Here is a 13,977-nt window from a genome sequence, read left to right as displayed (position 1 = left end):
GTTACCCCCCTGCTATATAGGCAAATCTCCCTCTTTACGAGCCGCTGACTGGTCGAGCAATTGTTTGATCAAGGGAATGGTAAGCAGCGATGTTGAGAATAGATATCCTGCCACTGCTCCCGTACTGTTCAAAATCATATCATCAACATCGAAACTTCCTAGCATGGTGAGATATTGAAATACCTCGATGAATAAATTGAACCCAATTAATGAGACAAGAAACCTAAACGCTCTCCTCATTTGTTTAAATAACATCGGTAACAAAACACCATAGGGAAAAAGCATAAACAAATTTCCGAATAAATTCATCGCCCAGGTATTGAAGTTATAGCTGTCTCTGTTAAGAATATACTGCTTTATGGAATGAAAAGGGTATACATTAAAGAGTCGAGCACCGATCCCGGAGTATGTGATTCGATCTAGAATTAAAAACTTAACCAATACCAAGAAATAGACAAACACTGTCCCCCATAAAAACAGCCGAATTACTCTTACGCTGCTCATCAGACCCTCCCCTTCATTTTTTAGACGATCCAGACTAAGAAAAGTTGAGGCATCCTTCTAAATAACGTAACGAAGCTGCCGGCCGATTCATGCCAGCAGCCTCATCCACGTTGGAGTAAACTCTCGTCACCACTTAGCTTAATAGCCTAATCCATGGTTGATTGGAGAAATGCCCTGATCAACGGATGTGCCATTTTAGTAAAGGCGGAGCGTTCAGGCTGAAATAATGTTCCGACAAAGAAGGGATGCTGATTAAGCTCCATGATCCGAGTCTCACCCTGTTCATCTACTCCCACACTACGCAGCCCTGCTTGTTCTAAAAGAGGCGCAAATTCTGGGTTCAGGCCATAATTGCATATTCCGTATTGTTCTGTGACTTCATCTTTCCCATAATAAGTCGCAACCTTAGACTCAGGCGCAAGTTTGAACGTGTGAGTTCTTTCGCTCACAGAGCATGTAAGAGGAGCAATCAGCATGAAGGAGGCGGCAGGGTTTTCCTCCGCATGATCTGCATCAGAAAGTCCCATCTGATTTCTGGCAAATTCAATGATCATGTGCTGGAACCCTCCGCAGGTTCCCAGAAAAGAAACCTGATGTTCACGAGCAAACCGGATGCCATGAAGTGCCCCTTGCATACTAGCGTAAGGGCTTGCAGGTACGGTCCAAAGAGCATGATACTGTGCCAGCTTCTGTTCGAAATCTTGTTCCAACGAAGGAGTTGCTATCCAATCGTATTGGATCTGATATCCGAGGTCCTTCGCCGCAAACTCAAGAGACTGGGGAATGGCTATATGAGCTTTGACCTCTGGATCATAATCACCGATTAGCCCTACGTGAATCATCTGTTTTTAACCACCTTTCTTTATTAGGGGACCCATTTAAAAACAGGACGCAAATCGTTTCAACGACGACACATGGCCTGGAGTAAACTCTAGATTTTATACTGGATCCCTCTTCACTGGAGGGGGCAATGACTTTGAAGAACGCATGAAGTCCAGAAGCTCTTCATAAATGCCTGGATTTGCACAGATGAATTCTTCCCCGTATAAGTCTGCAGGAATGTCATGAGGTACTACTCCAACATGACCGGTAACAGCTCCAGCCTCACGGGCTGCTCTCGCCCTATCTCCTTCCTTATTTTAACATCAGGTACGTCTTTTCACTATCCTCTCCGGCGGCTTAATCTGAACTAGGGAGCAGATACCTCGCAGGCAGCTGCTCCCCGGTTCAAGTCTTCTTTACGATGATGTATCTAAGAATATATTCCTTGGTCCGACTGTCGTTATAGGTTAGGATCTCTTTCGTGGTTCCCGTTTCAATCACTTGAAATCCCTCGAAATGACGGATTAAGTCCCTCTCCGTGAAAAAATGAGCATACTTTCCTTCTACATATTCATAGGTTCCGTCTTCTACCTTCCTACCGATTCCATTATTCGGATCCTCGTTTGAAAAGCAGGTGAAATACATGAGTCCCGAATCCTTTTACTGTTGAGTACAATTATGAATTAACTTCTTACGGTCGTGTTCTAGAAATAAGTGCAATACATCAAAACAATAGATGGCATCATACTTCTTATTTCCTATGAATGGATTCAAAACAGATCCCCAAATAAATTGACTTTTGGGATCCCATTTCATTACCATAGTAATGGCATCATTCGATAACTCGATCCCATCCACTCGGAAAAGTGCAGAAAGAGCCTTGGTATTCCTGCCATATCCTGAACCGGGTACTAAGACGGTCTTAACATGATTATTCTTAAAAACATCCATTGCTCCATAAACCGTTTTGCTGGGTTCCTGCCCCCAGATCATCCCTTCCTTGCTAAATCTATCATTCCAATATGTTTCCAGTATGAATCCCCCTTTATAAATTGGTTGGTTTCTCAGCAGCTTCTGCCACATCTAATTCATAAACGCATCGCTCTGTATAAATGTTCTTCAGCAAACGATATTATCTGAGCTGCATTCCTCAAAGCAGAATCGGATTCTAGAAAGGATTCTCCCCTTTAACAAACGGAATAAAAACAACATAAATCGATGCAATAAAAAGTACCCGAAATGTTCAAAAACGGGTTGAAGTACATGTAGAGTTAGAATAAGCCCAATGAGGAAAGCAATTATAAGTTCAAGGATTGTAGACACAGGCGTTTACCCCCCCATCAATTCATTCCCTTAGAATGATTCCTTCGTAGTTTTAGGCCCACATGCAAACGTCCCTTACTCTTATTGTAATCTAGATTCAGAAGGTTTTACATAATGTTACAATAATTACTGATTAAAGATTGATTTGAAATCTAATATATTATGCCCAGGAGAAAAACTGGGCATTTTGATCTGCCATACATCACTTTCGTTCCAACAGAAAAAACAAATGGGCGGCTGACTATGGCAAAGAATGGGGTATCTCCATAACTTAATCCGGCGGAGACTACTATATGTAAGGAGTTGGAGATGTTTATGGATATTCCGATTGAGGGAGTCGTCATTTGTTCCGATGACTTTGGAGGCCAACATTCCCATATACTGTACATCACCTCATGGGCCGGCCGGCCGGTACATGTGCATTCTTTTGCCGGAATAACCTCATTTGATGTCGGCCATAGTCACGAATATGCCGGAGTGACAGCTCCCGCGCCCTCGGGCGTTCCCCATGTACATGAGTATCATACAGAAACAACCTTCAACGACGGACATACCCATTTCATACGAGGTAAGACTGGTGAGGCAATTCCGCTTCCAGGTGGAGGTCATTATCACTATTTTCAAGGTTTCACGACAATGAACGGTACACATCCGCATGCTCATGCCTATCAGGGAAGAACCGGTGGCGAGCACATGTAATATCGGTTCTCCCTATATTAAGAATTCATTTTCTCTTAAATGCTTCCGTTTTCTTGGAATCATGTTCAAGCGCCGCGATCACATCGGCAACCAGCCGGTCGGCTCCGGCGATAAGACCCTCCGGGTGATGCGACATGCCCAATCGTACCACGACCAGGTGCTGTGATGGTACGATCACAATATGCTGCCCCATATTGCCCATGGCGAAAAATGCATCACGCGGCACATGCGGCATCCCCCATGGAAGGCCATACGGGGCGTTGCCACTCGCAGCAAGGTTAATCCAAAAGCCGGCTCCATAGCCGGTGTCGAGCGTCTGCGAGGACGAGTATTTAACCCACCCTGCCGGCAGGATGCGGTCATTACCTGCCATGCCGTCGTTCAGGTATAAGAGTCCGAAACGTGCCCAATCTCGCGCGGATGCTAACATAGACATGGCCCCGTTTGGTGTACCGGTCGCATCAAACTCCAGCGTCACGTGTTTCATGCCGACCGGCCCGAGAAGTTCACGCTGTACGAACTGTCTTACATCTGAGGCCCGGCCGCCAACGGCGTCACGGATGATGCGCGAGAGCAGGATATAGTTGCCGTCAGTGTAAGCCCATTGGTTTCCAGGCGCAGCAACGAGTTTGGCCTCCTGGGCGAAACCCGCCATGTCCCGTTCGAGAAATATCATTCTTGATGCAGGATCGAATCCTGAACTGGTTTGTTTAAGAGCAAGGCCGCTTGTTTGCCGTAACAATTCATTTATCGTGATCATATGGCGCGGGTCCTTTTCATTTGTCCAAGCTGCAATGGGTGCAGGTTGGTCGACACTGAGTTTCCCCTGCCGGACCAGAATCCCGATCAGCGCGTTGGTGACCGATTTTGTGGCTGAGAACCCCAATAATTGGGTTTCCACGCCTACCCCCTCAGCATAACGTTCGGCAGCGATCTTTCCGTCCTTGACCACGACTATCGCTTGAGTGCGTTTATAGGGCGGCTCTTCACGCTCCGCAAAAGCTCGGTCGAGTGCTGCGCGCAGCTGCTCGTTCTCAGGCTCAACCACAGCGGGTCCCGCGATCTCGGGAGCTTGTGAATGAGATAGGCCCACTGAGAAGTTAAAATCGGCGGCTGCAGCCAAGTCCGCATCCTCAGGTCTGTGTACCAGCATACAGCCCATGCCCTCACCGTACACGGCCTGAGTTCTGTAAAGTCCCGCGATAGACGTTGTTACTTCGCGTTCGTCACGGTCCACATCGAAGTGAATCAAACCGCTGATGGTTCCTATGGCCCCTTCGGGCTTGACCATGTCGGCGTAAACTCCATTGGGATGAAGGCCCGAGACAAAGGTTCCGGAGCAGATTTCCTTGCTGGCAAAACCCGAAGCAACCATCAATGGCTGATAAAGCACAACCCCTAAGCAAGCGGATAGTGCTAACACGGCTGCGAGTACGAGCAAAGTAAATCTGCGGTTCATTGGACTTCTCATTGAACTTCTAAGATGGATAGACCAAGGCCTGCTTTTGCGGAATTTTCTCAATCGAGTGAACAACTCCTCCAACTTTAAGTATACACCGTATACAAGACATTATAAGTATACGGTGTATACTCGTCAACCTTCTTAGGCTATACTAGGGTTAAACTTATTTATTCGGGAGCGTCGAACTGTGGATCAACATAACAACAATCAAGATCAAATATCAGAAGGCACCCGTAAAGGGAAAAGCCCTGTTCGCCTTAGCCGAGAGGCTGTCGTGGGACTGGCATTACATATTGCGGATAAGGAAGGAATCGACGCGGTGAGTTTTCGGCGTTTGGCCAATGATTTCGGCGTAACCCCCATGGCCGTCTATCGGCATGTACGCAGCAAGGATGATCTTTTAGATGCCATGACCGAACAGATGCTGGCTTCATTCGATACCTCGGCAGTACGGGAGACAGATTGGCGGGATCAGGTAAGAGGGTTACTATACGCGCTTCGTCAGGTGCTGCTCGACCATCCCTCTGGCAGAGTTTTGCTGTCCAGGCGATCTCTGCCGGAGGCAAACAGGCTTAAACTTTTCGAGGCCTCGCTTGGCATCCTTCGCGGCGCTGGCTTCGAGCCTCGAGAAGCGTTCTTTATTTTTGAACACTTTCTGAATCAAGTGGTATCGCTGGTTGTGGCGGGAGATGGTTACGTACAAGGATCGGAGGAAGAACGTCAAGTGTGGGGGGCGCAATTGCTGGAGTTTTATGGCGGCCTGCCGCAGCAAGAATTCCCTTGGCTCGTAGAAGCAGCCCCGAATATAGCCGCTTGCGTCGATAAGGATAGTCACTTTAAGTTCGGTATAGACCTCCTGCTGGCTGGAGTGGAGGCAATAGCGGTCTCCATGCGGTCAAAGAATCATTCGGCGGGTGAACAAAAACGAGCGCCTCGCTAAAATGGGGCTGTCACGAGGTCCATGTTTCAAGAACCCCATCAAAATATTATACTTCGGGCTCAGGGAAAGCCAAACAAGGAACAGCTGCCGCAGCGGCAGTCTGTTCCTTGGAAAACATCAACGTGAAGATCAACCTGCCTGGTGTCCCCCATCCTCCTCGATGCGCCGCGAAGCTGCCAAAAACCACAAGAGGAACGCGGTGCACACCAGCGCGACGAACCCGTATCCGCCGAACACGTCAGTCCGTGAGGCCAGAGCTCCGAAGCCCAGGCCGGTCAGGATATGGACTGCATTCAAGCCGAGGGACTGAAAAGAGTCGATCGTCGCCCGCATGGATGAATCGGCACGGTGGTGCAAATATCCGGTCACCAGCGGCTCCATCATGCCGGAGAACAAACAGACCGCCAGAAGGGCCGCCAGTCCGGCCGAGTCCCGGCTCACTGCGGCAGTCCCGAAGCCCGCGGCGCACACCACAGTCACACTGACCAGCAGGACCCGGTAACCCACCCGGCCTACCAGCCAGGGGGCCAGCAGGCTGCCGGGCAGGCGGAGCAGCATCAGGGCCGCGGACACGGCACCGAATGCAACAACCGGCAGTCCGATCCCGTTGACATATAACTGCCAGAACTCGTCGATGAATCCCACCGCCGAGCCCGCCATCATCCCGCTGAGCAGAACCGGCACCAGACTCCGCCGGCTGCGGAAGAAGCGCAGCGACGCGCGAACATAGTGCGAGAACGGCATCGGCGCTTCACCGGAGTGCGCCGCGTGCGGCTCGACTAGCAGCAAGGTCAGCAGCAGTGCCGCCGCCGCACTGCCAAGCGACAGCCAGTAGTTCAGTTCTAGATCATAATGTCCGGCAAGCCAGCTGCCGGACAAGGCGGCCAGGATGGCACCGCTCAAATCGAAGACGTTCAGCAGACCGAGCTGCCTTTCGAATGCCGAAGCCCTGCCCTGCTGCATCAGCGTATCGAAGAGCATCGCATTCTCCGCCCCGCTGCAGGCCGAGCGGCTGATCCCTGCCAGGAAGACTACCAGCGCGAAGTGCCAGAAGCTTGAAGCATAAAGCAGAAGCAAAAACTCGGCGCATCCGAGCAGCGCGCCCAGCACGAGCATCGGCTTCCGCCCCCACCGGTCGGCGGCGATGCCGGTCGGCACCTCCAGCAGGATGATCGTCACGGCATAGATGATCTCCGTATAGACGACCATCCCAATTGTCATGCCTCGTTCCTGCCAGTACAGCCGTTCGATCACATAGGCAGGGATCAAGCTGGAAAAAAAGCGGAGCGCAAACAGGATCCCCAGATTATACGTCATCTTCATCGGTCGAACCCCTTTCCTCATCGGATGGCTTGATGCTTCAAACACAATCCGATGAGGTGGAGCCCGTGCCGCTCTGTTCGTTCCTAGGGATTAACAGGGAGGTCTTGCGAAGTCCGGCATGGCTGTTCCTCCTTTACGAGGTATGGGATACCCTCATCATACGATGCGCCCGGACACGAATCAAATCCCCGCTGCCCGGCCGACTTAAGGTTTGCTTGACAGCCCCGCTTACGGCTCCCCCAGTACAGGAATCGGACCGGAGTCATTGCGGTTCTCCCAGGAATGCCACATGTTCCCTGTGGTCCATGAGATGCTTTTGTACATGATGTCCCGCTTCGACCACCAGTCTCCGCCGGTGTTCACCTGGCCGGCCGGTACGCCGTGATAAGCCATCAGCCCGCTGCCGTAGAGGCCTTCGAGAATCCAGCTGTGATGTCCCGGACCGACGACGGTGCTGCTTGTCTGGAACTTGCAGGAATCCGACTTGGCATAATGCGTGACATTGAGGGGATCACCGCCCGCCTTGAGCCTGACGTACCCGAGGCAGTAATTGCTTCCCCAGCTGCCGTTGGCCGAGAAAGCGATGAGCAGACGCCCGTCCTTCACGATCGGCTGCGGCCCCTCGTTCACGTAGGCGGACGGATTGGCATCCTTGCGCTCCCACGGCTCGCGGGGCTGGGATACGATATTCCGTCCGGTCAGCATTCTCATCGGATTGTTGAGGTCCACCTGGGCTATATAGATGTTCTGCTCCCCGTCCGTCGTTCCCGCCCATCCCGACCAGACCAGGTAATGCTTGAAATCGTATGAAACCATCGTAGCGTCGATCGACCACCGGTCGTCCGGCAGCGGCACCTTGCCCATGTAAGTGTATGGACCGCCTGGGCTGGAGCTCTTGAGCGCATACGTCCGGTGGCGCGCATTCAGCACCTCGAACGACTCGGTCGCTTGACCCGGCGAAGCCGCGAAGAAAATCCAGTACTCGCTGTTGATCTTCACGATATCCGGTGCCCAGATCTGCTGAAGGTCCGCGGGCTTCCACCATACCGTGGTCTGGGTGGCAAAGTCATTCAGTCCCGTAAGTGAGCTTGCCTTGCGGAGGTGGATTCCGTTGTTGTCGGACTGGACGGAATAGTACATGCCGCCTTCCTTGACAATGCTCGGATCCGCCCCGTCCATAATATACGTTCCTGCTGCGTGGGCACCCTGCAGGGGCAGGATCATCATCAGCAGCAGGCCGGCCAGCCATACTCTAAGAGGCTTCATCGTTCATTTCTCCTTTCGGAATGTCGAGTCCGTCAAACTGAGCTTGGGAATGGTTCTCCCGCCTCCTCCCCATTGTAACTGCTTACATTTCTCATCCTAGAGCAATCCCCCCGCCAAAAGAAGGACATTTTCCCGGCACTTCAGGACATATTTTCAGCAGCCCCCTGTTCAAAGTGCTTCGCTAAAATATCCATACCGCCGTGCACCCTATCCTTGTATAATGAGGTACGGGAGGCGTGTAATGAGAACTTATCTTCTAGTCAGCCAATGTCTTTATGCGATATCTCTTATCGGGTGGTTTCTCGTTTGGTCCCTGTCGTTCATGGTGTTCGACCAAGGCATCGCCCTGTGGAATACGCTGTTCTTCCTGAGTATCAGCGCATATCCCGTAGCCGTACTCGGCTGCTCGATAGCAGCTTGGATTCTGCGGACCCGGCGGCGGCGTACGGCCATTGCTGTCAATCTCGTCCCCCTGATCTGGATTGCCGCTGTAGGCGGGCTGATCCTATTCAGCTGAACGGCCTGCCAGTGCGCCTGTATGCCCCATACCGCCAAAAAACCTACTGCACGTAGTAGGTTTTTTGAGCTTGTACAGCCGGCCGTGTACGGGTCGGATGTGCCGGCTTATCTGCAGCATCAGCCCTCTTTTCCCCCCGTGAACGCAATCCCCTGAATGATCTGCTTCTGGAAGAAAATGAAGACGAGCAGCACCGGCAGCGTAGCGAGCGCATTGGCCGTCATAGGCAGGGCGTACTGCTGAACGTAGGAGCTCTGGAAGGCCGGAAGGCCCAGCGTGATCGTCATGTACGCTTTGTCGGAGATCGAGATCAGCGGCCAGACGAAGTCGTTCCACGAGCCGATGAAGGTGAAGATCCCGAGCGCTCCCATCGCCGGACGGGACAGCGGCAGGAAGAGCGACAGCCAGATCCGCAGCGGTCCTGCGCCGTCGATCCTCGCCGCTTCCTCGAGCTCCTTCGGCAGGCCGTCGAAGAACTGCTTCATGACGAAGATGCCGAGCGGCGCGGCGACCGCCGGCAGGATCAGCGAAGTCAGACTGCCGAGCAGGCCGTACTGCTTCATGATCAGGTAGAGCGGGATCAGCGTAGCCTCGGAGGGGATCATCATCCCCGAGAGGAAGAGCACGAAGAGCACCCTGCTGCCCCGGAACGGAAGCCGGGAGAAAGCATAAGCCGCCATCGAGCTCAGCAGCAGAATGAGCGCGGTAGTGCAGACGGCAACGATGAGCGAGTTGCCCATCCAGCCGAAGATCGGCGCTTCGCCAAGCACCTTGCGGTAATTCTCGAACGTCCAGCCGAGGCGCAGGCCCCCGGCTAACTGAAGCAGGCTGCCCCCTTCCGGCTTGACCGAGAGCGCCAGCATCCAGACGACAGGGGTCAGGAACACGACGGCGGTAATAACGGCCAAGAGGCGGATGCCCACCCTCCAGATCCGGTCCATCATACCAATCCCCCCTTAGTTCTCCCGCAGCAGACGGAACTGCAGCAGCGAGATCAGCAGAATGATGAGCAGCAGCACGAACGAGATCGCCGAAGCGTAGCCGAGCTCGAAGTATTGGAACCCTTTTTCGTAGATGGAGAACACGATGGTCTTCGTCGACCCGGCAGGCCCGCCGCCGGTAATCAGCTTCGACTGCCCGAAGATCTTGAAGGATGAGATCGTCTGCAGCACCACGACCAGCACGGTCACTCTCGACAAGGATGGCCAAGTAATCAACCGGAAGCTCTCCCAGCGGCTGGCCCCCTCGATCCGGGCCGCTTCGTAGTGCGTCTGAGGAATATCCTGCAGGCCCGCGAGATAAAGGATGAACACGAACCCGACCGTCCACCACAGCGTGGATAGGATAATCGACACCCAGGCGAGCAGCGGATCGGACAGCCAGAATACCTCCTGCGGGGCACCGAGTGCTCCGAGCAGCTGGCTCATCAGCCCCGTATACGGCTGCAGGAAGATCACCCAGATGCTCGAGATGACGGACACCGACAGGAGCATGGGCAGGAACACCGCCGCCCGGAACAGCGTGTGCCCGCGGGCAAGCCCATTTGCGAGCAGGGCGAGCAGCAGGCCGATGCCCGTCAGCAGCGGTACTGACACGACGACGAAGATGACCGTATGCCAGGTGTTGCTTAGGAACTCCGCATCCGAGAAGAGATCAAGATAGTTTTGCAGGCCGACGAACTTACGCTCGCCGATCAGCGCCCATTGGTAGAAGCTGATGCGCAGCCCGTACAGAATGGGAATCAGTGAAAACGCCGTAAAAAACAGCAGATAAGGCACGACCATCCAAAATCCGGTCCAGCCGCTTTTCTGCGAGTAGGTCATTGCTTCTCCGCCTCCTTCCTTCTTCTCTCTGTTGTGGCAGGAGGGAAGTTAAGGGAGCGGATGCCCCTCCGTCAGCCGGAGAGCCCGCTCCACTCCCTCCTCCACCTCTGCTACTTGTTCAGCTTGTCGATGATGGCATCCGCATTCTTCAGCGTGGTGGCCGCATCCTGCTTCTTGAACATCATCTTCTCGAATTCCTTGATGATCTCGTCGTTGATCTGGCCCTGCTTGCCGTTACGCGGCCAGTACTTCACGTAATTCGCCGACTCCACGTATTCGCTGCGGTATTTCAGCGCCTTGAATTCGTCGCTCTGCGTCACCTTGGTCACCGCCGGCACGTGGCCCGCCTTGGCCCACATCGCCCCGTGCTGGGCCAGCCAGTTCGAGAACGCCACCGCCGCCTTCTGCTTCGCCGGGTCTTCCTTGCTGTGCTTCGGCAGCACCAGCGTATGGGAATCGCCCCAGGTCGCCGGCTGGTCGTAGATCTGCGGCATCGGCACGACGCCGAACTCCAGTCCCTTCGCATTCTCGAACGCGCCCGTTCCCCACACACCCGTCACGAGCACCGCCGCTTTGCCGTCGAGGAACAGCTTGAACGCATCGTTGATGTTCGGCGGGATGAGTTCCTTCGTGTACAGGGAGTTGACATACTCGAGCGCCTGAAGTGCGGCCGGATTGTTCAGCGCGCCCTTCTTGCCGTCCTCCCCGTAGAATTTGCCCCCGTCCTTGAGCTGGTTGTAGAAGCCCCAGAACATCCAGTAAGCGTCGATCCGCACATTCGGCTGGGCAAGCGGCGCCACATCCTTCGGCACGCTGTCCTTGATCTTCTGCAGGAAGGCCGTGAAGCCTTCCGGCGACTTCTCGAGGACAGGCCTGCCGTCCTTCAGCACGCCGGCCTGGTCGAGGAACTTGGTGTTGTAGTACATGACCAGCGCGTGGGTATCGAGCGGGATCGCGTAGTGCTTGCTGTCATAGACAGTGGAGTCGAGGATGTTCTTGTTAAAATCGTTCCAGCTCACGCCCGCACCGGAGGCGTGCTCGTCAAGCGGGCTCAGTGTTCCGGCCGGCACGAACTGCGGCAGCCGGGCTGAATGCATGACCGCGACGTCCGGCGCCTGGTCGGAGGAAACCGCCGTCTGCAGCTTCGTGTAGTAGTCTTCCGACTTGGAGTTCAGGATCTCCACCTGCGTGTCCTTGCTCTCTTCATTGAACTTCTTGACCATCTCGTTCATGAAGTCGCCGTCGCCTCCGCTGAAAGGAGTCCAGTAGTTCAGCTTGACTTTGGCCGCAGCTGCGGCACCTCCTTCAGCCGGTGCGGCTCCCGTGCCGCCGGCCGGCGGCGGATCGGTCTTGGCGCAGGCCGACAGGGCCAGCGAAGCGGCGAGCAGCAGGCTCGCTGCGGGGATGAAGCGTTTGGTAAACGGACGCGGTATAGACATCGTGCAGACCTCCCGGATCGTTGTCTCTGGTGAGCAAGGCGGATCTTCCGCCTCCGACATGCAGGCATACAATGGATCAGCTTCCAATGCAGCAGCATGTTCGGAGCGGCTCCTCTTGATCTGCTCTCATCTTATCCTGCCGGCCTGCGCCGGACCATGACGCCGCTTTGGGGGATATGGACATATTTTTGGCACGGCGTATTCTCCCCCGACCCGCGCGTTCTCCCCCCGGCAGGCACGGCAAAAGGGAGCTGCCGCAGCAGCTCCCCGGTGGATCTTATTTTGGGCCCTTCATCTCCTGATAGGCCTTCTTCTGCTCTTCCATGACCTCCCTGCCGCCGATCTTCATATACTCCGCCACCATATCGTCATACAGCTTGTCAAAATCGGCCGGCTTGGCGGTCACGGTTTTGACCAGAATCTCGATCCCTTTATCGGACAGCGTCTGACTGTACTTGATCTGGGCTTCGATCGGCCGGTCAAAGCGCGGCTGCAGCTGCCCGTCCGTCTCTCCGATCTTGATGCTGCTCATGGTGAAGTCCTTGTACCGCGGATCGGCCGCATTGGCTTTCAGCGTTTTGTCGGGGTCGCCCATATCCTTGCCGTTGATGAGCATGCTGTAATCGAGGTAGTTGTACATAACCCGCTTGGCGTCTTCCGTGTCCAGGATGACCGGAATCCCTTCCTCGCCCAGCTTGTAGGTCACGCCCTCGGTCCCGTTCTGCAGATCGAAGATCACCTTGTAGTCGGCCATCCAATTCAGGAACTTGACCGCTTCCACGGCACGCTTGCTCGACTTCGGAATCATGATATGGGCGGAGAGCTTGTGATAGATCGCTTTGACGTGCTTGCCCTCGTAGTTGGTGAACGGATCGACAGGCAGCAGGACCGCTCCCGGGACGTTCTTCTGCAGCGTGGAGTAATACGTCATATACACCGGTTCGTTGGTGTTCGTGACGGTGAAGCCGACCTTGCCGTTGACCAGATCCGCCTGGAACTTCTTGCCGTCCTTATCCAGGGCAAAATCCGGGCTGACCAGCCCTTCGTTATACAGCTTGTTCAGGAAGCGGTAGGCTTCCTTGTTCCCCGGCTTCATCAGGTCCGGGAGCGAATAGTACTCCTCTTCTGTCATCTTCGTCCAGAACGAACGCAGAAGCGGATCGAGATTGTTGTTGTATTTGATCCCGTAGGGGATGACTTTGCCTCCCGTTCCCCCGGGGTCCTTCTCCTTGAACGCCTTCAGTACCGCATAGAACTCCTCCGTCGTCTGGGGCGGCTGCATCCCCAGCTTGTCCAGCCAATCCTTCCGGATGATGGGGGTCTGGGAGGCGAGGATGATGCGCTTCGCCGGGATCGTATACTGCTTGCCGCTGAACTTACCGTAGTTCAGCAGCTCGTCTCCCAGGTATTTCTTCACATTCGGTCCGTGCTCATTCAGCAGGGCACCGAGCTCTGTCAGTCCTCCCTGCTTCACCCAGTTCTGGACCGCAGGTTCGCTGTAGGTGAAGATGAGATCCGGCGCCTCGCCCGCCGCCATCAGGACGTTCAGCTTCGGCACCTCCTCGGTCCGCGGCACCGTGACGAATTCCAGCTTGATGTTGTTCGGATCTCCGAATTTCTCCTGCATGTATTTCACGAAAAAGCTTTCCGTCAGAGGGGGAGCTCCAGGAGGCGTATTGCCGCGGTCAAACAGCTCGATCTTGAGTGTCACCGGACTGCCCTTCCCTCCGTCCTGCGCCGCTCCGCCCTCCGGATCTCCGCCGCAGGCGGCCAGCATGCCGGCAAGCAGCGCAGCCATAACGGAAAGGCTTCCTTTTTTGACCGTGGATTTCTTCATGGCCATCAACGTTCATCCCCTT

13 protein-coding genes are annotated in these 13,977 nt (G+C 54.3%); 3 read left to right on the top strand and 10 right to left on the bottom strand.

The genetic code is table 11. From position 1 onward, the window contains the following. Nucleotides 1–12 precede the first annotated feature (12 nt). From ACP26L_RS12060 to ACP26L_RS12050, 3 genes are all read right to left on the bottom strand, one after another. Nucleotides 13–504 (bottom strand): VanZ family protein, encoded by a 492-nt coding sequence (locus tag ACP26L_RS12060; protein WP_426452758.1) that lies wholly within the window; start codon nucleotides 502–504, stop codon nucleotides 13–15. Nucleotides 505–650: 146 nt separating this feature from the next. After that, the gene (locus ACP26L_RS12055) at nucleotides 651–1,346 is read right to left on the bottom strand and encodes a CTP synthase C-terminal region-related (seleno)protein (RefSeq protein WP_426452757.1); all 696 of its coding nucleotides are present in this window, start codon (nucleotides 1,344–1,346) and stop codon (nucleotides 651–653) included. Between the two features lie 640 nt (nucleotides 1,347–1,986). After that, nucleotides 1,987–2,409, bottom strand: coding sequence for a class I SAM-dependent methyltransferase (locus ACP26L_RS12050; protein WP_426452756.1), 423 nt, complete (start codon nucleotides 2,407–2,409; stop codon nucleotides 1,987–1,989). A 555-nt stretch (nucleotides 2,410–2,964) separates the two neighbouring features. Here ACP26L_RS12050 and ACP26L_RS12045 point away from each other — a divergent pair. Continuing rightward, a complete protein-coding gene (locus ACP26L_RS12045; protein ID WP_426452755.1) occupies nucleotides 2,965–3,348 on the top strand; it encodes a YmaF family protein in 384 nt (127 codons plus the stop codon). Nucleotides 3,349–3,373: 25 nt separating this feature from the next. Here the strand turns inward: ACP26L_RS12045 and ACP26L_RS12040 are convergent, their stop codons facing one another. After that, entirely contained in the window at nucleotides 3,374–4,807 is a 1,434-nt protein-coding gene (locus ACP26L_RS12040; protein ID WP_426452754.1) for a serine hydrolase domain-containing protein, read from the bottom strand. A 190-nt stretch (nucleotides 4,808–4,997) separates the two neighbouring features. On the opposite strand from ACP26L_RS12040, the gene ACP26L_RS12035 reads away from it, so the two are divergent. After that, nucleotides 4,998–5,750 carry a TetR/AcrR family transcriptional regulator C-terminal domain-containing protein gene (locus tag ACP26L_RS12035; protein ID WP_426452753.1) on the top strand — a complete coding sequence of 251 codons (753 nt, stop codon included), beginning with the start codon at nucleotides 4,998–5,000 and terminating at the stop codon, nucleotides 5,748–5,750. A gap of 129 nt (nucleotides 5,751–5,879) precedes the next feature. Here ACP26L_RS12035 and ACP26L_RS12030 read toward each other — a convergent pair whose 3' ends face one another. Both ACP26L_RS12030 and ACP26L_RS12025 read right to left on the bottom strand, forming a co-directional pair. Then, a complete protein-coding gene (locus ACP26L_RS12030) occupies nucleotides 5,880–7,073 on the bottom strand; it encodes an MFS transporter (RefSeq protein ID WP_426452752.1) in 1,194 nt (397 codons plus the stop codon). A gap of 228 nt (nucleotides 7,074–7,301) precedes the next feature. Further along, nucleotides 7,302–8,339: a glycoside hydrolase family 43 protein gene (locus ACP26L_RS12025; protein ID WP_426452751.1), complete on the bottom strand. Its 1,038-nt coding sequence runs from the start codon at nucleotides 8,337–8,339 to the stop codon at nucleotides 7,302–7,304. Nucleotides 8,340–8,580: 241 nt separating this feature from the next. On the opposite strand from ACP26L_RS12025, the gene ACP26L_RS12020 reads away from it, so the two are divergent. Further along, nucleotides 8,581–8,856, top strand: coding sequence for a hypothetical protein (locus ACP26L_RS12020; protein WP_426452750.1), 276 nt, complete (start codon nucleotides 8,581–8,583; stop codon nucleotides 8,854–8,856). A 119-nt stretch (nucleotides 8,857–8,975) separates the two neighbouring features. Here ACP26L_RS12020 and ACP26L_RS12015 read toward each other — a convergent pair whose 3' ends face one another. The 4 genes from ACP26L_RS12015 to ACP26L_RS12000 all read right to left on the bottom strand — a co-directional run bounded on the left by ACP26L_RS12015 (nucleotide 8,976) and on the right by ACP26L_RS12000 (nucleotide 13,961). Continuing rightward, nucleotides 8,976–9,800 carry a carbohydrate ABC transporter permease gene (locus ACP26L_RS12015; protein WP_426452749.1) on the bottom strand — a complete coding sequence of 275 codons (825 nt, stop codon included), beginning with the start codon at nucleotides 9,798–9,800 and terminating at the stop codon, nucleotides 8,976–8,978. 12 nt (nucleotides 9,801–9,812) lie between these two features. Further along, the gene (locus tag ACP26L_RS12010) at nucleotides 9,813–10,679 is read right to left on the bottom strand and encodes a carbohydrate ABC transporter permease (RefSeq protein WP_426452748.1); all 867 of its coding nucleotides are present in this window, start codon (nucleotides 10,677–10,679) and stop codon (nucleotides 9,813–9,815) included. A 110-nt stretch (nucleotides 10,680–10,789) separates the two neighbouring features. Then, complete coding sequence (locus tag ACP26L_RS12005; protein ID WP_426452747.1) at nucleotides 10,790–12,118, bottom strand: ABC transporter substrate-binding protein; 1,329 nt, start codon at nucleotides 12,116–12,118, stop codon at nucleotides 10,790–10,792. Nucleotides 12,119–12,395: 277 nt separating this feature from the next. Then, nucleotides 12,396–13,961, bottom strand: a complete 1,566-nt coding sequence (locus ACP26L_RS12000) for an extracellular solute-binding protein (RefSeq protein ID WP_426452746.1) — start codon at nucleotides 13,959–13,961, stop codon at nucleotides 12,396–12,398. Nucleotides 13,962–13,977 lie beyond the last annotated feature (16 nt).

This window comes from Paenibacillus sp. S-38 (assembly GCF_049942825.1).
Taxonomy (GTDB): Bacteria; Bacillota; Bacilli; order Paenibacillales; family NBRC-103111; genus Paenibacillus_G.
The sequence above is the reverse complement of the archived record's forward strand: the minus strand, read 5'-3'. Positions and strand labels throughout refer to the sequence as shown.